We start from the raw sequence: 17,970 nt of genomic DNA, 5'->3' as shown, positions 1-17,970 counted from the left end.
GGCAGCTTTAAAAGCAGCTGCCACGGCTGGCAGGCCGCAAAAAAAATCAAGCGCCTAAGCGCTTGATTTTAACATCCTTGGGCCATAAGGGCAGCCCAAGCTCAACGCTGCTTGGTGGGTCGCTAAGTGGCACCCAGCAAAGCAGCGTTAATTAACCAGAGCTTACTCAGCGCTGGACTCTTCTTCGCCTTCGCCTTCGCTTTCTTCGTCATCGCCGCCGCGTACTTTCACTTTGGTGATGTTGAGGATGGCGTTGTCGTGTTCTTCGCCGTGGGACAGGTCGACAGACGTCACACCGGCCGGCAGGGTCAGGTCAGACAAGTGCAGAGTAGTACCGAGTTCAACTTTGCTGATGTCAACTTCCAGGAAGTCCGGAAGGTCTTTCGGCAAGCAGCTGATAGCAACTTCGTTAGCCAGGACGTGCAGTTCGCCGCCTTGGTCTTTGATGCCTACACACTTCTCTTCATTCACTACGTGCAGTGGCACGTTGATGGTGATGGCGTGGGTAGCATCAACACGCATGAAGTCAGCGTGGGTCAGAAGTGGCTTGAAGGGGTGACGCTGAAGGTCACGTACAACCACTTGCTCTTCGGTACCATCAATAACCAGCTTGATTACTGAGGAGAAGAAGGACTCATCTTCAATGGCTTTGTAGAAAGCAGTTTTTTCTACAGAGATTGATTGAGCGCCTTTCTCGCCGCCGTATACAACGGCCGGTACGAGTTGGTTCGCACGACGCAGGCGGCGGCTCGCACCTTTCCCCAGGTCGTTACGAACGCTGGCTTTCAGGATAAAATCAGACATGGAATTGCCTCTTAGTTTAAGTAAGGAAGCGCCGCCGACCGCGACCAGGCGATGACGCTTCCAGGGCCCCCAAGGTGGGGGCTATGTTGTCAGGCGATTAATGGAACATCGCGCTGACAGATTCTTCGTTGCTCACCCGGCGAATCGCTTCCGCAATCAGGCCAGCAACGCTCAACTGACGAATTTTTCCACTCCGACGTGCGTAGTCAGAGAGTGGAATAGTGTCGGTCACGACGACTTCGTCCAGTACAGAGTTCGTGATGTTGTCGACCGCAGGGCCAGACAAAATCGGGTGCGTCGCATAGGCCACAACGCGCGCGGCGCCATGGTCTTTTAACGCTTCACCCGCTTTGCACAGCGTGCCAGCGGTATCGATCATGTCATCAACGACCACGCAGGTGCGGCCTTCGATTTCACCGATGATATGCATGACCTGGGCTTGGTTAGCCTGTGGACGACGCTTATCAATAATGGCCAAGTCAGCGTTTAGCTGTTTGGCAATGGCGCGGGCACGCACAACGCCGCCAACATCGGGGGAAACAACAACGAGATCGCTGTAGTTTTGGCGCTCGATGTCGTCAAGCAAAATAGGCGAGCCGTAGACGTTATCAACCGGCACATCGAAGAAACCTTGGATTTGGTCAGCATGCAGGTCCATGGTCATAACGCGGTCAACGCCCCCCTTCACCATCATATCAGCAACGACTTTTGCTGAGATGGGAACGCGGGCGGAGCGTACACGACGATCCTGGCGAGCATAGCCAAAGTAGGGAACTACCGCGGTAATACGAGCGGCTGAGGCGCGACGCAGGGCATCGACCATCAGAATCAGTTCCATCAGGTTGTCATTCGTAGGTGCACAGGTGGATTGAAGGATGAATACATCCTTACCGCGCACGTTCTCATTGATCTCGACCGCGATTTCGCCGTCGCTAAATTGACCAACCGTGGCATTGCCCATACGGCTGTCCAAGCTCTCGGCAATCTTTTGAGCGAGTTCGGGATTGGCATTCCCGGTGAAAACCATCAATTTTGACACGCGCAGCCACCTTTGCAGTGTTGGGGATCAGGGGAGAAAACGCAGATCATAATCAGGTTGGCTGGGGTACCAGGATTCGAACCTGGGAATGCCGATACCAAAAACCGGTGCCTTACCACTTGGCGATACCCCAGCAATAAACCTAATGCGATGACCGGGCGCTTTCAGCAGCCCAGAGCATCTTGTAGGGGAGAGGTGTTGAGCCCGCGTGCTACCCATGCGTGCCAGTGTTGGCCGGTCAGTTCAGCGACGACAGCTTGTGCGGCTTGCTGTGAATCAAAGGCCGCAAACAAACAGGCGCCGGTACCGGTCAGCTGGCTAGGTGCATACTGCGTGAGCCAATCAAGCGCTTCCGCAATGGGCGGGTAGCGTTTTTTTACGATGGCTTCACAGTCGTTACGCCACTCCGGCGCTCCCCCCTGCAATGCGCGCGCCATAGTAATGGGGTGGCTGTCGCGTGTCAATTCTGGGTCTTGGAAGACCGCACCGGTAGCGACGCTGACATGGGGGTGGATGACCACAAACCAGGGAGTGTCCAGGGTGACGGTGGTTAGTTTTTCACCCACACCTTCTGCCCACGCGCTGTGGCCATGAATAAATACCGGAACATCGGCACCCAGGGTAAGCCCGAGCGTGGCTAGCTCAGTGTTGGTGAGGCCAAGCTGCCATACATGGTTAAGTCCCAGGAGTACGGTTGCCGCATTTGAGCTGCCGCCGCCTAAGCCGCCGCCCATGGGCAGGCGCTTATCAATGGTTATGGTGGCACCGTAGTGGGTGCCGCATGCCTTTTGAAGCAGCCGTGCCGCGCGGACGATTAGGTTGTCATCGTGGGCAACGCCCATCACATGGTTAGCCATTTCAATCTTACTGTCTTGACGCGGGGTGAAGTGTAGCTGGTCGCACAGATCAATAAACTGAAAAATGGTTTGCAGCTCGTGGTAGCCGTCTTGTCGACGGCCCACAATGTGCAGCATCCGGTTAAGCTTCCCTGGTGCGGGAAGCGTTAAAGAGGTTGAGGCAGGCATTCAAGGTCTCAATCAATTCATCAATTAACTATTTGTAGGGCGCCACTGGTTGACCACCAAGGTAATGCGCACATCCCCATAGTTCATGACCAATCGGCGGGGTAGCCACATGCCTTCTACTTGCTCCCAGTCGCGGTAATCAATTTCCCAGCCATCTTGCTGGAGGAAGTTGGGGTAGCCAAGCTCATCGGTTTCCATTTGGTAGCTGGCGTGGTCGCCGGGTAGGCCACGTACCCAGTCGGGCATGGCGCTTACCGGCAGCGACCAGCCTAACTGCTCTTCCATTAAGGCTTCGGGTGTCTCTGCCTCAAAGCGGCCGTCGCTGGTGGTAAGCGAAAAACGTCCTTCGCGACCTTCCAGTACGCTTCGGCCGCCGCCAAATGGCCCGCTAATCAGCATGCGGAAATAGTGGGGGTGCTGGTTCCAGTCTAAATTAGCGCTGGTGCTTTCGTCGGGGGTTCTTAGTCCCGCTTTGCCTACCATTGTCCAAGTGTCGAAGGCTTCAACGTCGGCCTGCTGACGTTCCCACTGACCTGCTTGACGGCCGCTCTCGTCAACCGGTGCCTGGCTGGCACAGCCAGCAAGTGCCAGCAGGGCAATGCTGGTTACCCACAGGCGAGCGCTACGTTTTGCCTTAACAAGATAGGGTGTGGGTAAGCGTGAAGCGGCGGGGCGTGTGGTCAACATAAACAAACTCCATGTCAGTACTGCGTATAGGGGCAGTTAATAGGTGCGGTGAGTCACTGCAATTAAAGACAAGCGTTAGGGCGTATCTGTTGGCGTTAGTTCAGGATGACGCTCCAGTAGCTCATCGATTTGTGGGTGCTGAGTAGTGCGCTGGCGTATTTGCCTAATGATACGGCGCGCCTCATCGCTGCGCCCGAGCGCATGCAGAACTTCGGCGAGGTGTGCGGCGATCTCTTGATCGGGCATTTGAGCATAGGCGCTTTCTAGCCAGGCAAGCGCATCTTCAGGTTGGCCAAGCCGAAAGTAGACCCAGCCCATGCTATCGAGTATTGCAGGGTTTTCCGGGTCAACTTCGTAGGCGCGCTCTATGAGTTCGCGAGCTTCTTCCAGGCGTCCTGGTACGTTGAGATCCGCGAGGGTGTAGCCCAGCGCATTAAGCGCCATTGCGTCATTGGGCTCAGTGCGCAAAATCTGGCGCAAATCCTGTTCCATAGCGTCAACGTCGCCCAGCTCCCAAAAGCGCATTGCCCGTAAATAGAGCAGTGTGGTGTCGTCGGGGGTGCGGGTGAGTTCCCGGTTTAGCAATGTGGTGGCATCTTCTTGCAAACCTAGCTCGTCTAATAGCTGTACTTCAAGCATGACTAGGTCGCCGAAATAGTCATCGTGACGCATCCTTTCAATGCGCAGTAGGGCGCGTGCGTCTAGCAAACGGTCGTCTTCAATCAACATACGCGCCGCGGTCGCACGGGCGGGAAGAAACTCATCGCCATCGTGTACCTGGCGGTAGTAAAGCAGGGCATCATCAACCTCACCCTGGGATTGGGCAATGGCGCCGAGCAGGTAGTAGGCAATGTTGGGAACGGTGTCTTGGCCAATTAGCGGCTGGAGTAGCCGGTAAGCAGGTTCGCTGTGGCCCTCTTCCAGATACAGCTGAGCCAGCGCAATGCGCAGATCCTGATTGCCGCCGTGGTTTTCCAGCAGCGTATTAGTTTGTACTTCGGCAGCGGCAATGTTGTTTAGGCGAATTTCCGCCTGAGCCAGCATTAGCACAAAGCGGACATCATCAGGTGCGAGTTCAAGCCCCGCTTGGGCCGCTCGCTGCGCTGTTTGGTGATTGCCGGTTTCCAAGGCAAGGCGTGCCTTGGCAAGCCATAGCTGGGCAGAGGCGGGTTCTCGCTGGGCAACTTGGTCAAGGCGCTGCTGTGCTTGATGTGTATCGCCAAGGGCAGCTTCCATAAGAGCGGTGCCGAGCAATACGTCGCTATGAAACTCAAGCTGGTCAGCGTTGGGTTGGGCAAGGTGCGCCCGCAGTGGCTGAATAAGCAGATTTAGAGGAGCTTCTTCGGCTACCGCTATTTCAGCAAAGGCGGCTATTTCGCCATTGCCACCTGCCTGGGTAATCGCCAGGCGCTGTTCTAGGCTGTCGTACCAATCGCCGCGCTGTAAAGAGAGCGCCGCGAGCAGGCGATTAGGGGCTTCTGCGTTTGGGGCTAGCTCACGCCAGCGCAGGGCAGATGCCTCAATTAACGCGATATCGTTGCCAAACCGGGCAGCAAAGGTGGCGCGTTCAGCAAGTGCCGGTACGCTATAGCGTTGAGCCGCTTCTAAATAGCCTTGGCTAGCGGAGCGGTAATCACCCCGCTGGCCAGCAAACTCAGCTGTCAGCAAAGTACGAAGCCCGTCCGCATCAAGGCCGCGGGTAATCGGCGGCGCCGACTGCATGGGGTCGCTTGTATGGGTAGGTAAGCCGCCCTCGGTAAAAGAGGCTGAAGATTGGCAGCCGCTCATTAAGAATAGCGTGGTGGCCAATGGCAGTAGGGATAAACCCGATAGTGGTGCGCGAAGGGGCATGCGTCTCTCGATCAAGTGGCCGAGTGCTCAGCATAGCGGCTTGGCTGCCTGCGGCAAAGTGGTGTGGGCCAGATCATGCTCTGCTGTGGTAGGATATCTCACCTTGAAAAAGAGTAGCGTCAGCGCAATTTCTTAACGGCGGCGCCCGATAGACTTGCTTTAGCAAGCCAGACACATAGACGAGTGACGTGACGACCGATCCACTAGCGAAGACGCATATCGCATGACGCTTCTTGCCCTGGGAATAAATCATCGTACTGCCAGTGTGGCCGTGCGTGAGCAGGTGGCCTTTACGCCGACGCAGCTGGAAAGTGCGTTGGCTGAACTGCGTAGCCTGCCACAAATCAACGAAGCAGCCGTGCTCTCGACCTGTAACCGTACCGAGCTTTACTGCGTGACGGATGCTGCCGGTGAGCAGGTTGTGCTGGATTGGCTTGGACGCTTCCATAATTTGCGCGTCGAAGACCTCTCCCGTTGCGCCTACCATTATCTAGACAACGATGCGGCACGCCATTTGATGCGCGTCGCCGTTGGCCTGGACTCTATGGTGCTGGGCGAGCCGCAAATTCTTGGGCAATTAAAAGATGCCTACCAACAAGCGCGCCAGGCCAAAGGCTTAGGCGGCGAGTTGGAGCGTCTGTTTCAGCATACCTTCGCGGTAGCTAAACAGGTGCGTACAGAAACCGGTATTGGTAAAAACCCCGTCTCGGTCGCCTATGCCGCGGTGAGTATGGCCAGCCGTATTTTTGATGACTTTAGCCGAGCTCGTGCGCTGCTGATTGGTGCAGGGGAGACCATCGAGCTGGTAGCGCGCCACCTCCATGAAGCCGGTGTGCGTCAGCTCACGGTGGCAAACCGTACTCGTGAGCGGGCGGAACAGGTGTCGTCACCGCTTGGGGGCACTGCCATTACGCTGTCTGAGATTCCTGATGCGCTAGAGTATGCCGATATCGTCATCTCTTCGACGGCCTCTCCGCTGCCAATCCTAGGCAAAGGCATGGTGGAGCGGGCGCTGAAAAAACGCCGCCACCGTCCTGTGTTCATGGTGGATATTGCGGTGCCCAGAGACATTGAGCCGCAGGTAGGCGAGCTTGCCGATGTTTTCCTCTACACCGTTGATGACCTGGAAGAGGTTATTCAAGAGAACCGGCGCCATCGCCAAGTGGCCGCTGACCAGGCTGAATCGCTAATTGAGCATGGTGTCGGCAATTGGCTTCACGAGCGCCGTATTCGCAAAGGCGGTGAGTTGATTCGCGACTACCGTCGTCACGGTGAAGCGATACGCGACCACTCTCGAGAGCAAGCGCTTGAGCGTTTAGCGCGTGGGGAAGACCCCGCTAAAGTGATTGAGCGAATGGCGCATCAATTAGCCAACCGTTTGATGCACCACCCGACGCTTGCGCTGCGAGAAGCGGCCTCCCAGGAAAACCACGAATTGCTGAACGCCATGCCGCAGTTACTGCTTCCCGCTAAACCTGCGTTTGAGCAGCCCGCACGCCCGGTAAAACGCCAGAAGGATGATACACCCGCATGAAAGAGACTTTGCGCCAACGCTTAGATAGCTTTACCGAACGCTTTGAAGAGCTGGCAATGCTGTTGTCTGATCCTGAGGTGATTAACAACCAGCAGCGTTTCCGTGACTACTCCCGTGAATACGCTGAGCTGGAGGAGCTGGTTGCCACCTGGCAGCGTTATCGTGAGGTTGAGGTCAGTATTGAAGAGGCTGAACAACTCAGCCGCGACAGCGACCCAGAAATGCGTGAACTAGCAGAAATGGAGATCAGCGACGGGCGCGAGCAGCTTGGAAACCTGGACGTTGAGCTTAAGCGCTTGCTGGTGCCTAAAGACCCTGACGACGGCCGTGGCGTGTTTCTAGAAGTGCGCGCGGGCACTGGTGGCGATGAAGCAGCGATCTTTGCCGGTGACCTGTTTCGTATGTATTCCCGCTATGCCGAGAAGCGTGGCTGGCGCGTTGAAGTGATTAGTGCCAGCCACGGCGAGCAGGGCGGCTATAAAGAGGTCATTTCCCGGGTTAAAGGTGAGGGTGTTTATGCCCGCTTGAAGTTTGAATCAGGTGCCCACCGGGTACAGCGGGTACCGGCCACCGAGTCCCAGGGGCGCATTCATACCTCGGCCTGTACCGTGGCAGTGATGCCGGAAGTGGATGACGTGGGCGATATCGACATTAACCCTTCCGATTTGCGCGTGGATACCTACCGTTCAAGCGGTGCGGGTGGTCAGCACGTTAACACCACCGATTCTGCTATTCGTATTACCCACTTGCCTTCCGGCGTAGTGGTGGAGTGCCAGGAAGAGCGAAGCCAGCATAAAAACCGAGCCAAAGCGATGTCGTTACTGGCGGCAAAGCTCAAGCGCAATGCGGTGGATTCCCAGCGACAAGAGCAAGCCGACACCCGCCGCTCGCTGGTGGGGTCCGGGGATCGTAGCGAACGTATTCGTACCTACAACTTCCCCCAAGGTCGCATTACTGACCACCGCATCAATCTAACGCTCTATAAGCTAACGGAAGTTGTTAGCGGTGAGCAGCTAGATGAAGTCATTGAGCCGCTGATCCACGAGTATCAAGCAGAGCAGCTTTCCGCCCTTCAGGAAGCCTAATGGGTGCGTTGTCTGTCATGACCTACGATGCTCTACTGCGGCTTGCAGTGCCGCGTCTGCAAGCCGCGGGTTCGCCCTCAGCGCGAATAGATGCTGAAGTGCTGCTTAGCCATGCAACGGGGTATAACCGCACCTGGCTTTATACCTGGGGCGACCGTGAATGTCCTACCTGGGAACATGCGCGGTTTGATGCTCTGGTTGCTGCTCGCGCTCAGGGGCAACCAGTGGCCTATTTAACCGGTGAACGTGAGTTTTGGGGCCTGCGATTGGCCACGTCGGCTGATACGCTTATCCCCCGGCCTGATACGGAAACACTGGTAGAAGCGGTGCTGGGTCGTGGGCAGGCAGAAGCCGGTTGGCTGCTTGACCTAGGCACCGGCACAGGCGCTATTGCGCTGGCCTTTGCCAGTGAAAAACCTGGCTGGCATGTGATGGGCGCGGATATTCGCCTGGAAGCGGTTCGCCTTGCGGCTCGCAACGCCCAGGTGCTGGCGATTGCCAATGCAGAGTTTGTACAAAGTGACTGGTTCAGCGCTTTTTCGGCGCCTGAATACGCTAATAAATTCAATATCATTGTTAGTAACCCGCCCTATATTGCGGCTGACGACCCCCACTTATGCCAAGGCGATGTGCGCTTTGAGCCGCGTTCTGCATTAGTAGCCGAGGCCAATGGTATGGCTGATTTAATTCATTTAGCCAATACCGCCAGTGTGTATCTCTCCGCCGAAGGGTGGCTGGCACTAGAGCATGGCTATTCTCAGGCTGGTCAGGTGCGAGAAGCGCTTGTACTGGCCGGCTATCAGAACGTTGAAAGTGTGCGAGACGTCGGCGGTCATGAACGGGTTACCCTAGGGCACCTTTAAAACTGCCTGATTCATCAGTAATGGATCCTGCCATGAAACCTAAAAATAGAACGCTGGACCGTATCGATCTTAAAATTTTGCGATGTCTGCAGGAGAATGCGCGTATTTCCTACGTGGACCTTGCTTCAGAAGTTGGCTTATCCACAACCCCTTGCTTAGAGCGCGTCAAGCGCCTTGAGCGAGCCGGTATCATTCGCGGCTACCAAGCGATTCTCGATCCACGAGCCTTAAAAGCTAACCTGCTGGTGTTTGTAGAAATCAGTCTGGAAACTCAGTCGCCTGCAGTATTTGATGAGTTCCGCCGCGCGGTGGAAACGCTCCCGCAGATACAAGAGTGCCACTTAGTCTCTGGTCAGTTTGATTATATTTTGAAGTGCCGGATTCCTGAGATGGCGGCCTACCGCCAGTTACTCGGCGATGTGGTACTCACCTTGCCCGGGGTAAAAGAGTCGAAAAGCTACGTGGTCATGGAAGAGGTGAAAGAGAGCTTCAGCCTGCACATACCCGACTTCGAGGAATTTGAGGATAAGTAAGCCGATGATGGACGATCAGGCGCTGCTGCGCTATAGCCGCCAAATCATGCTGCCCGAGGTTGATATCGACGGCCAGGAGCGCCTGCGAGGCGCCCATGCGCTGATTATAGGTGCAGGTGGGTTGGGCTCGCCGGCAGCACTCTACTTAGCGGCCGCGGGCGTTGGGCGTATAACCATTGCCGATGCAGATGTTGTTGAGCTTTCTAACCTGCAGCGGCAAATCGCCCATCAGCAGGCAAGCATTGGCGTTAATAAAGCATGCTCAGCGAAAGCCAGCATGGAAGCGCTGAATCCTGAGTGCCAGGTAGTGGCTGTGGAGCAGCACGCAGCAGGCGAGCAGTTACAGACGTTAGTGGCTTCGGCAGATGTTGTGCTTGATTGCACCGACCGTTTTTCAAGCCGCTACGCGATTAATACCGCCACACAGCAGGCGGGTGTGCCGCTTGTTTCTGGCGCGGCGATACGCTTTTCCGGGCAGCTGGCGGTATTTGACCCCCGAAACTCAGATGCCCCCTGTTACGCCTGCCTTTATCCCCCTGATGATAGCGATGATGAAGCTCTTAGCTGTGCTGAAAGCGGGGTGATGGCACCGCTCGTTGGTTTAATTGGCTGTTTTCAAGCGGTGGAAGCCTTCAAACTGTTAAGCGGTGCTGGAAAGCCCCACCAAGGGCTTTCGACCTTTGAGGGCATGAGTGGACAATGGCGCCACTTCCAGGTGCCCCGCGATCCCGCCTGTAAGGTATGTGGGAAAAGAGAGTAAAAAAAAGCCCGCTAAGTAGCGGGCGTGACGTCACGGTCTTATACGTCAAAAGAACGATCCCAAAGGGCGGTAACCCGCCCTTTGGCTAGTTAATTGCGAATCAGATAATCAAAGGCGCCTAGCGAGGCTTTTGCGCCTTCGCCCATGGCAATAATGATCTGTTTGTAGGGCACGGTGGTGACATCCCCTGCAGCAAACACACCGGGTACCGAGGTCATGCCATGGGCATCGACAATAATCTCTCCGCGGGGCGTCATCTCAATCGGTGAGCCTTTCAGCCACTCGGTATTAGGTACTAAGCCGATCTGAACAAAAATACCCTCTAACGCGATGGTTTTGATGTCATCGGTAGTACGGTCTTTATAGGTTAGGCCGTTAACGCGGCTGCCATCGCCGGTTACTTCGGTGGTTTGCGCGTTCAAGATAATATCGACGTTGGGCAGGCTCTTGAGTTTTCTCTGCAGCACTGCATCTGCGCGCATTTCACCCATGAACTCTACCAGCGTTACGTGACCCACGATGCCCGCAAGGTCAATGGCCGCTTCTACGCCAGAGTTGCCGCCACCAATAACGGCAACGCGCTTGCCTTTGAACAGTGGGCCATCGCAATGGGGGCAATAAGCCACCCCTTTGTTACGGTACTGCTGCTCACCGGGAACATTCATTTCACGCCAGCGTGCGCCGGTGGCTAGCACGAGTGTTTTGCTCTTTAGCTTCGCGCCGGACTCCAGGGTGACTTCATGCAAACCGCCTTCCGCTTCAGCAGCCTTGAACGACGTAGCGCGCTGAAGGTTCATTACGTCAACCTCGTACTCTTTGACGTGCTCTTCCAATGCGCTAACTAGCTTTGGGCCTTCGGTATGGGAAACTGAAATAAAGTTCTCAATGCCCATAGTGTCGGCCACTTGGCCACCAAAGCGCTCTGCAGCAACACCGGTGTTAATGCCTTTGCGGGCGGAGTAAATGGCTGCTGATGCACCGGCGGGGCCACCCCCAATCACTAGCGTATCAAAGGCGGCTTTTTCGCTAAGCTTTTTCGCTTCACGCTCGGCAGCGCCAGTGTCTACTTTGGCTAAGATTTGCTCAAGTGTCATGCGACCCTGGTCAAAAGGCTTGCCGTTTAAGTAGATGCTGGGCACCGACATAATTTCCCGCGCTTCTACTTCATCCTGGAACAGCGCGCCATCAATGGCGACGTGACGCACGTTCGGGTTAAAGATCGCCATTAAGTTGAGCGCTTGAACGACATCAGGGCAGTTCTGGCACGAAAGCGAGTAGTAAGTCTCGAACAGCATGTCGCCGTCCAGGGACTTGATTTGATTAAGTATCTCTTCTGAGGTTTTAGGCGGGTGGCCGCCCACTTGCAGCAGCGCAAGAACCAGCGAGGTAAACTCGTGGCCCATGGGGATGCCAGCAAACACCACACCGGTCTCTTCACCGGGGCGATTAATAGCAAAGGATGGCTTGCGGCTATCTTGGCCATCGCTGTGTAGGGTAATGTTGTCGCTTAGGCTACTGATGTCTTCCAGCAGGCCCAGCAGTTCTTGTGACTTGGCACCGTCATCGAGGGACGCAACAATCTCGAACGGTTGAGTCACTTTTTCCAGATAAGCTTTCAACTGGTTTTTTAAATTAGCGTCCAGCATGACAGTGGTTTCCTCGCGATCTGCTTGTCAATGTTCTCGACCTTAAACGCCGCTCACTAAAAAACATTCAGCGCAAATAATGGCGTAAGGGAAAACGATAGTTGCGTAAAAATGGTGCTTAAAGAAAAACACCCGGAACTATGCCCGGGTGTCATACTGCCTATAGGGCCACCCTGGTTTGGCAGCTTAGCGCTGGCAAGCCTAGGCTGGCAGCTAAGGGCGAGTTAGATTTTGCCTACTAGATCCAGAGAAGGTGCTAGCGTCTCTTCGCCTTCTTTCCATTTTGCCGGGCAAACTTCGTTCGGGTTAGCGCGAACGTATTGAGCGGCTTTCACCTTACGCAGTAGCTCTTCGGCATTACGGCCGATGTTGCCAGCGTTAATTTCAACGATCTGAATTTTGCCGTCTGGGTCAACAACGAAGGTGCCGCGCTCAGCAAGACCGGCTTCTTCGATGAGGACTTCAAAGTTGCGCGAAATGCGCAGCGTCGGGTCAGCAATCATTGGGTACTGCAGCTTGCCGATAGTCTCAGAGCTGTCGTGCCACGCTTTGTGAGTGAAGTGGGTATCGGTTGAAACGCTGTAAATTTCAACTCCCAGCTTCTTGAATTCTGCGTAGTTGTCGGCCAGGTCGCCAAGCTCAGTGGGGCAAACGAACGTGAAGTCAGCGGGGTAGAAGAAAAATACTGACCACTGGCCTTTAAGATCTGCTTCGGTTACGTCAACAAACTCACCGTTCAGGTAGGCAGTCGCTTTAAACGGTTTTACTTCAGTGTTGATCAAAGACATTTAAATAATCTCCGTGTTAAGTGATTGGTAGGGGAATAATTTGTCCCGCATGATAACGCTCTACTACTAATAGCTAAAATTGAAAAAAACAATCTTATTGATAGTGAGCTTATATAGTGACGTGGTTGCTAGCGACACAGACTGTGAGATGGGGGCACTGATGGCATAAGACAAGAATTTTTCACATTGACTTGCGGTTGTCTGCACTGCACCGCAAAATTCGCACGGTTTGCAGAATCGCCTAAGCTATTGCGGGTGGTGACGTAGGGGCTGACGCGCGTAACTGACCATTGAATGTTTGCAATAATTGTTTTGACGAGGAGGAGTGACATGAGGAACATCCACAAACTTTCCGGGGCCGTTGCGGCCATCTCTTTTGCCGTAGCGGCCACTGCTGCCCATGCTGATGAAGTACGGGTGTATAACTGGTCAGACTATATTGCACCGGAAACCCTGGAGAAATTTACCGAGCGCACCGGTATTAGTGTCACTTATGATGTTTATGACAGTAATGAAATTCTTGATGCTGCGTTGTTATCAGGGCGCTCAGGATACGATGTCGTCGTTCCATCAACCCACTACTTCACTCGCCAATTGAGAGCCGGCGTTTACCAGCCGCTCGATCATGACCTGTTGCCCAATTTAGGCAACCTAGACCCTGACTTGATGAGCAATTTAGAAGCCATTGACCAGGGTAGCGAATACTCAGTGCCCTACATGTGGGGAACCAACGGTCTTGGCTATAACGTCGATCGCGTTACTGAGATACTAGGTGACGATGCTCCCCTGGATAGTTGGGCGCTGCTGTTTGACCCTGAAATTACGACCCAGCTCAGCGATGCGGGCTGTGGATTAGCCATGCTCGACTCTGGTGATGAAATGTTGTCACCCGCTATGGCCTACCTAGGTCTTAGCCCCCTAAGTGAAAACATTGAAGATTTAGAAGCCGCCGGCGAGTTGATTGCGGCTATTCGTGGCAACATCACCTACTTCCACTCCTCGCGCTATGTGTCTGACTTAGCTAATGGCGATATTTGTGTGGCAGCGGGCTATTCCGGCGATATTTTTCAGGCAGCTGACCGTGCCGAAGAAGCGGGCCGTGATTTTACGATTGGCTACAGCATTCCTAAGGAAGGGGCGGCATTGTGGTTTGATATGATGGCGATTCCGGCAGATGCGCCTAATACTGAAAATGCCCATGCCTTTATTAACTTTATTCTTGAACCTGAAATTGCCGCCGAAATTAGCGAATACGTGCGCTATGCTAACCCGAACGCAGCGGCTAACGAGTTTGTCTCCGAAGAGCTGTTAAACGATCCTGCTGTATATCCTGAAACGGACGTTTTGCAGAACCTCTATGTCGCGGTAGAAAAGCCCCAGGAAGTTCAGCGTGCCCGCACGCGTATCTGGAACCGCGTTAAGTCCGGCCGTTAATTTATCCACCGTCTGATGGCGAGCCAGGTCGTGTGCCTGGCTCGCTGTTTGTCTTTTTAACGCCCGGTTTGTCGGGCCTTTTGATGGGAGTGGCGAATGGTCACTACGCCCCTGTCGAACGCGTCGTCTTCTTCACCATCGGAAACCTCGTCGGCTCCGCGGCCCCAGGGAAAAACCCCGCGGTTTGCCGAGGATATCGTGCTGGAGGTAAAGCGACTCAGTAAGCGTTTTGACGATGCTTTAGCGGTGGATGACGTTAACCTTACGGTAAAGCGTGGCGAGATTTTTGCGCTGCTGGGTGGGTCGGGGTCGGGTAAATCAACGCTGCTACGCATGCTGGCAGGCTTTGAAACGCCCAGTGAAGGCAAAATCTTATTGAGCGGTGAAAATATTACCGATATGCCGCCCCATAAACGCCCGATCAATATGATGTTCCAGTCCTATGCGCTGTTCCCTCATATGACCGTGGCGCAAAATATTGCCTTTGGGCTGAAGCAAGACAAGCTCTCCAAAGCGGACATTGAGGCACGTGTGGCCCAAATGCTCAAACTGGTGCACATGGAGCGGTTTGCCAAGCGTAAGCCGCACCAGCTTTCCGGCGGCCAGCGCCAGCGTGTGGCATTGGCAAGGTCGCTGGCTAAGCGGCCCAAACTGTTGTTGCTCGATGAGCCCATGGGGGCGTTGGATAAAAAGCTACGTACCGAAATGCAGCTGGAAGTGGTCGAAATTATTGAGCAAGTTGGGGTGACCTGCATCATGGTGACCCACGATCAAGAAGAAGCCATGACCATGGCGGACCGCGTGGCCATTATGGCCGATGGCTGGATTGAGCAGGTGGGCTCGCCGGTGGACATTTACGAGAGCCCAGCCAGCCGCATGGTGGCGGAGTTTGTTGGCACCGTAAATTTGTTTGAAGGAGAGATCGTCGAAGATGCTGCCGACCACTGCCGTATTAGCTCGCCTGCTCTCTCTCGGCCGCTCTATATTGACCACGGCATTACCACTCAAGCGGTAGATCGTCGGGTGTGGGCCGCGCTTCGCCCAGAAAAAATCTGGCTAACCCGTGAAAAGCCCGCCACGGAGCACAACTGGGAAGAGGGGACGGTAGACGATATCGCTTATCTAGGCGGCTACTCGCTCTACTACGTGCGCACCGCATCGGGGCAACGGATAAAAGTCAGCATGGCCAATACCGAGCGTCGAGGCGACCGTCCAACCTGGGAGGATAGCGTCTACGTCTATTGGGAAGACCATAGCGCTATCGTGCTGAATCGCTAATGCCCTGTTGGCCCTTAGGAGATCGCCTTAAATGATGCCATCTCGTGTGACTGGTTTTATGAAGCGCCTGCAGCTAGGCCGCCGGGGGGTGATTGCGCTTCCCCTGGTGTGGCTGACGCTGTTTTTTTTGTTGCCGTTTGCGTTGGTGCTTAAAATCAGCTTGTCTGAGTCAGTCATCGCCATTCCGCCCTATGGGCCGCTGGTAGAGTACGCTGACCAAACGCTGCATGTGTTTCTCAACATGGGGAACTACCTTTTCTTACTCTCAGACTCTTTGTACCTTGCCGCGTACTGGGGCTCGATTAAAACCGCGTTTATTTCCACCACGGTTTGTTTATTGATTGGCTACCCAATGGCTTACGCCATGGCACGGGCGCCGGGGCGATGGCAGCTTATCTTGCTGCTGCTGGTTATGCTGCCCTCCTGGACATCGTTTTTGATTCGGGTGTATGCCTGGATGGGGATTTTGAGCAATAGCGGGCTAATCAATAACTTCCTAATGGGGGTCGGGTTGATTGACTCCCCGCTACGGATGATGAATACCCAGTTTGCGGTCATTGTTGGAATTGTCTATGCCTACCTACCGTTTATGGTGCTGCCGCTTTATGCCCACCTAACACGATTGGACAATTCTCTATTAGAAGCGGCATCTGATCTTGGGTCGCGCAAGCTCAATACCTTTATAACGGTCACGCTACCGCTCTCTATGGGAGGGATTGTGGCAGGCTCTATGCTGGTGTTTATTCCTGCTGTGGGTGAGTTCGTCATCCCGGAGCTACTGGGTGGGCCTAATACACTGATGATCGGTAAAGTGCTTTGGGAAGAGTTCTTCTTAAACCGCGACTGGCCGGTCGCCTCCGCACTGGCAATGGTAATGCTACTGCTGTTGCTAATACCTATTGTGTGGTTTCACCGTTACCAATCACGGGAGCTTGAAAAATGATCAGCGCTCGCCGTCGTCCTAGTTTTACCACTGTGATGCTGGTGCTGGGCCTGCTGTTTCTCTATCTGCCTATGGTGGTGTTGGTGGTTTACTCCTTTAACGCCTCACGGTTAGTCACCGTGTGGGCTGGGTTTTCCACTCAGTGGTACGGGGAGTTATTCCGCGACAAACAGATATTGGCAGCGGTATGGACCAGTCTCAAAATCGCTTTCTTTGCGGCCAGCATGGCGGTGTGTCTGGGTACTGTCGCCGCGTTTGTAATGACGCGCTATGGTCAGTTTCGGGGTAAAACAGCGCTTTCGAGCATGGTGACCGCACCACTGGTCATGCCGGAAGTCATTACGGGGCTGTCGTTGCTGCTGCTTTTTGTGCAGATGGCACAGCTAATCGGCTGGCCCGCTGATCGCGGTATGGCGACTATTTGGATTGCTCACACTACCTTCTGTAGTGCTTATGTAGCGGTGGTGGTCGCCGCACGTCTGCGCGAAGTTGATCGCTCGATAGAAGAAGCGGCCATGGACCTTGGCTCTCCGCCGGTGAAAACGTTCTTCTTTGTGACTCTGCCGGTCATTGCGCCTGCGCTGGCTGCCGGTTGGCTACTGGCGTTTACCCTGTCGTTAGACGACTTGGTTATCGCCAGTTTTGTCTCTGGCCCAGGGGCAAATACCCTACCTATGGTGGTGTTTTCATCGGTGCGTATGGGGGTGTCGCCGAAGATCAATGCGTTAGCCACGCTGATTATATTGACCGTTTCATTGGTAACGCTATTGGCGTGGTACTTTATGCGCCGCAACGAGGCCAAACGCCTAATGCTCTTAAAGCAGACGGATAGCGCCTAGTTCATAGTGCCCGGCTCATAGCTCATAGCACGTCGTCGTCACGGCCGGTGACGACGGCTTCAAGCTCACCGGTTATGGGCGAGATAATCACCTGCAATTGAATGGGCGCACAGCACTGGTGGCAGTCCTCCCACGTGTCGTGGCTCCCTTGGGAGGTGTCGATGACGAAAGTAAGCGTTGTGTCGCAGTAGGGGCAGTCAAAGGTGTGATTCACTAAGGCATCGTCTTGCATAGCGGCTTCTCTTAAGCGGATACTTTAAGGCTTGAGTGTAGCAGTGCTTCTCTTGCGCGGGCATCGCTGTGCCGAATCAGGTAGGATAATAAAGATTTTCTAAAGCAACGCAGTGAGTATAACGATGATGATACGTAACATGGCAGTAGCAGCCTTTTTGGCTTTCCCGATGGTCGCCCTGGCAGAAACACCTAACGTAACGCCTGGCGAGTGGGAGTTCGTCAGCGTGACCACGATGAGTGGCGAAATGCAGATTCCGGATCAAACCGAAACCGAGCGCCAGTGCATTACTCAAGATGAGTTAGACAGCGCTGAGTTTGGGTTTATCGAAGAAGAGGCGGGCTGCGAGCTGCTTAATCAGGACATGAATGCCGACGGCCTCTCCTACAGCATGGTGTGCCGTGCTGAAGGTGGCGAAGCCACTATCGATGGTGAAATGCGCTTTATGGGCGAGCAGATTGAAGGCACCGTTGATATTTTTACGCAGTCGCCCATGGGTGAGCTAACCATGCAGACTGTGATTGAAGGCGAGCGTATTGGCGACTGCTAATAAGTGAAATGCGGCACTGGCTAACGAGCAGTATCAAGTAAACCAGCCGTATCGCCAAACGCACAGCGCGCCCCTAATA

General features: G+C 54.5%; 18 protein-coding genes and 1 tRNA gene. 10 read left to right on the top strand and 9 right to left on the bottom strand.

The annotated features are described in order from the left end of the window. Positions 1-162: 162 nt before the first annotated feature. The 6 genes from P8S54_RS05345 to P8S54_RS05320 form a co-directional block, all read right to left on the bottom strand. A complete protein-coding gene (locus P8S54_RS05345) occupies positions 163-804 on the bottom strand; it encodes a 50S ribosomal protein L25/general stress protein Ctc (RefSeq protein WP_281443538.1) in 642 nt (213 codons plus the stop codon). A gap of 97 nt (positions 805-901) precedes the next feature. Further along, positions 902-1,843, bottom strand: coding sequence for a ribose-phosphate pyrophosphokinase (locus tag P8S54_RS05340; RefSeq protein WP_009100696.1), 942 nt, complete (start codon positions 1,841-1,843; stop codon positions 902-904). Between the two features lie 58 nt (positions 1,844-1,901). After that, positions 1,902-1,976 (bottom strand) — tRNA-Gln (locus P8S54_RS05335). Between the two features lie 31 nt (positions 1,977-2,007). After that, complete coding sequence (gene ispE / locus P8S54_RS05330) at positions 2,008-2,868, bottom strand: 4-(cytidine 5'-diphospho)-2-C-methyl-D-erythritol kinase (protein WP_281443537.1); 861 nt, start codon at positions 2,866-2,868, stop codon at positions 2,008-2,010. Positions 2,869-2,892: 24 nt separating this feature from the next. Beyond that, positions 2,893-3,555: a lipoprotein insertase outer membrane protein LolB gene (lolB, locus tag P8S54_RS05325; RefSeq protein ID WP_281443536.1), complete on the bottom strand. Its 663-nt coding sequence runs from the start codon at positions 3,553-3,555 to the stop codon at positions 2,893-2,895. A gap of 75 nt (positions 3,556-3,630) precedes the next feature. Next, the gene (locus tag P8S54_RS05320) at positions 3,631-5,406 is read right to left on the bottom strand and encodes a tetratricopeptide repeat protein (RefSeq protein WP_281443535.1); all 1,776 of its coding nucleotides are present in this window, start codon (positions 5,404-5,406) and stop codon (positions 3,631-3,633) included. A gap of 223 nt (positions 5,407-5,629) precedes the next feature. Between P8S54_RS05320 and hemA the strand changes: the two genes are divergently transcribed. The 5 genes from hemA to moeB are packed head-to-tail and all read left to right on the top strand — an operon-like array spanning position 5,630 to position 10,181. Next, the gene (hemA, locus tag P8S54_RS05315; RefSeq protein ID WP_281443534.1) at positions 5,630-6,940 is read left to right on the top strand and encodes a glutamyl-tRNA reductase; all 1,311 of its coding nucleotides are present in this window, start codon (positions 5,630-5,632) and stop codon (positions 6,938-6,940) included. Then, entirely contained in the window at positions 6,937-8,025 is a 1,089-nt protein-coding gene (gene prfA / locus P8S54_RS05310; RefSeq protein ID WP_281443533.1) for a peptide chain release factor 1, read from the top strand. The genes hemA and prfA overlap by 4 nt, the downstream gene beginning before the upstream one ends. Before the next feature lie 17 nt (positions 8,026-8,042). Beyond that, positions 8,043-8,888: a peptide chain release factor N(5)-glutamine methyltransferase gene (gene prmC, locus P8S54_RS05305; protein ID WP_281444066.1), complete on the top strand. Its 846-nt coding sequence runs from the start codon at positions 8,043-8,045 to the stop codon at positions 8,886-8,888. A 32-nt stretch (positions 8,889-8,920) separates the two neighbouring features. Next, positions 8,921-9,421 (top strand): Lrp/AsnC ligand binding domain-containing protein, encoded by a 501-nt coding sequence (locus P8S54_RS05300; protein WP_009100707.1) that lies wholly within the window; start codon positions 8,921-8,923, stop codon positions 9,419-9,421. Between the two features lie 4 nt (positions 9,422-9,425). Beyond that, positions 9,426-10,181, top strand: coding sequence for a molybdopterin-synthase adenylyltransferase MoeB (gene moeB, locus P8S54_RS05295; RefSeq protein WP_281443532.1), 756 nt, complete (start codon positions 9,426-9,428; stop codon positions 10,179-10,181). Positions 10,182-10,270: 89 nt separating this feature from the next. Here the strand turns inward: moeB and ahpF are convergent, their stop codons facing one another. Then, positions 10,271-11,827 (bottom strand): alkyl hydroperoxide reductase subunit F, encoded by a 1,557-nt coding sequence (ahpF, locus tag P8S54_RS05290; RefSeq protein ID WP_281443531.1) that lies wholly within the window; start codon positions 11,825-11,827, stop codon positions 10,271-10,273. Positions 11,828-12,051: 224 nt separating this feature from the next. Beyond that, positions 12,052-12,615, bottom strand: coding sequence for an alkyl hydroperoxide reductase subunit C (gene ahpC / locus P8S54_RS05285; protein ID WP_009100710.1), 564 nt, complete (start codon positions 12,613-12,615; stop codon positions 12,052-12,054). Between the two features lie 330 nt (positions 12,616-12,945). Between ahpC and P8S54_RS05280 the strand changes: the two genes are divergently transcribed. From P8S54_RS05280 to P8S54_RS05265, 4 genes are all read left to right on the top strand, one after another. Next, complete coding sequence (locus tag P8S54_RS05280) at positions 12,946-14,049, top strand: polyamine ABC transporter substrate-binding protein (protein WP_281443530.1); 1,104 nt, start codon at positions 12,946-12,948, stop codon at positions 14,047-14,049. Positions 14,050-14,145: 96 nt separating this feature from the next. Beyond that, complete coding sequence (potA, locus tag P8S54_RS05275; protein ID WP_281443529.1) at positions 14,146-15,327, top strand: polyamine ABC transporter ATP-binding protein; 1,182 nt, start codon at positions 14,146-14,148, stop codon at positions 15,325-15,327. 31 nt (positions 15,328-15,358) lie between these two features. Next, the gene (locus tag P8S54_RS05270) at positions 15,359-16,270 is read left to right on the top strand and encodes an ABC transporter permease subunit (protein ID WP_281443528.1); all 912 of its coding nucleotides are present in this window, start codon (positions 15,359-15,361) and stop codon (positions 16,268-16,270) included. Then, positions 16,267-17,109 carry an ABC transporter permease subunit gene (locus tag P8S54_RS05265; RefSeq protein ID WP_009100714.1) on the top strand — a complete coding sequence of 281 codons (843 nt, stop codon included), beginning with the start codon at positions 16,267-16,269 and terminating at the stop codon, positions 17,107-17,109. Before P8S54_RS05270 ends, P8S54_RS05265 begins: the two co-directional genes overlap by 4 nt. A 22-nt stretch (positions 17,110-17,131) precedes the next feature. On the opposite strand, the gene P8S54_RS05260 is transcribed toward P8S54_RS05265, so the two are convergent. Next, entirely contained in the window at positions 17,132-17,341 is a 210-nt protein-coding gene (locus P8S54_RS05260) for a CPXCG motif-containing cysteine-rich protein (protein ID WP_281443527.1), read from the bottom strand. 124 nt (positions 17,342-17,465) lie between these two features. On the opposite strand from P8S54_RS05260, the gene P8S54_RS05255 reads away from it, so the two are divergent. Beyond that, complete coding sequence (locus P8S54_RS05255; protein WP_281443526.1) at positions 17,466-17,891, top strand: DUF3617 family protein; 426 nt, start codon at positions 17,466-17,468, stop codon at positions 17,889-17,891. Positions 17,892-17,970 lie beyond the last annotated feature (79 nt).

The sequence above is a fragment of the Halomonas sp. M1 genome, assembly GCF_029581375.1.
GTDB lineage: Bacteria > Pseudomonadota > Gammaproteobacteria > Pseudomonadales > Halomonadaceae > Vreelandella.
This window is presented reverse-complemented; position numbering and strand designations above follow the sequence as displayed.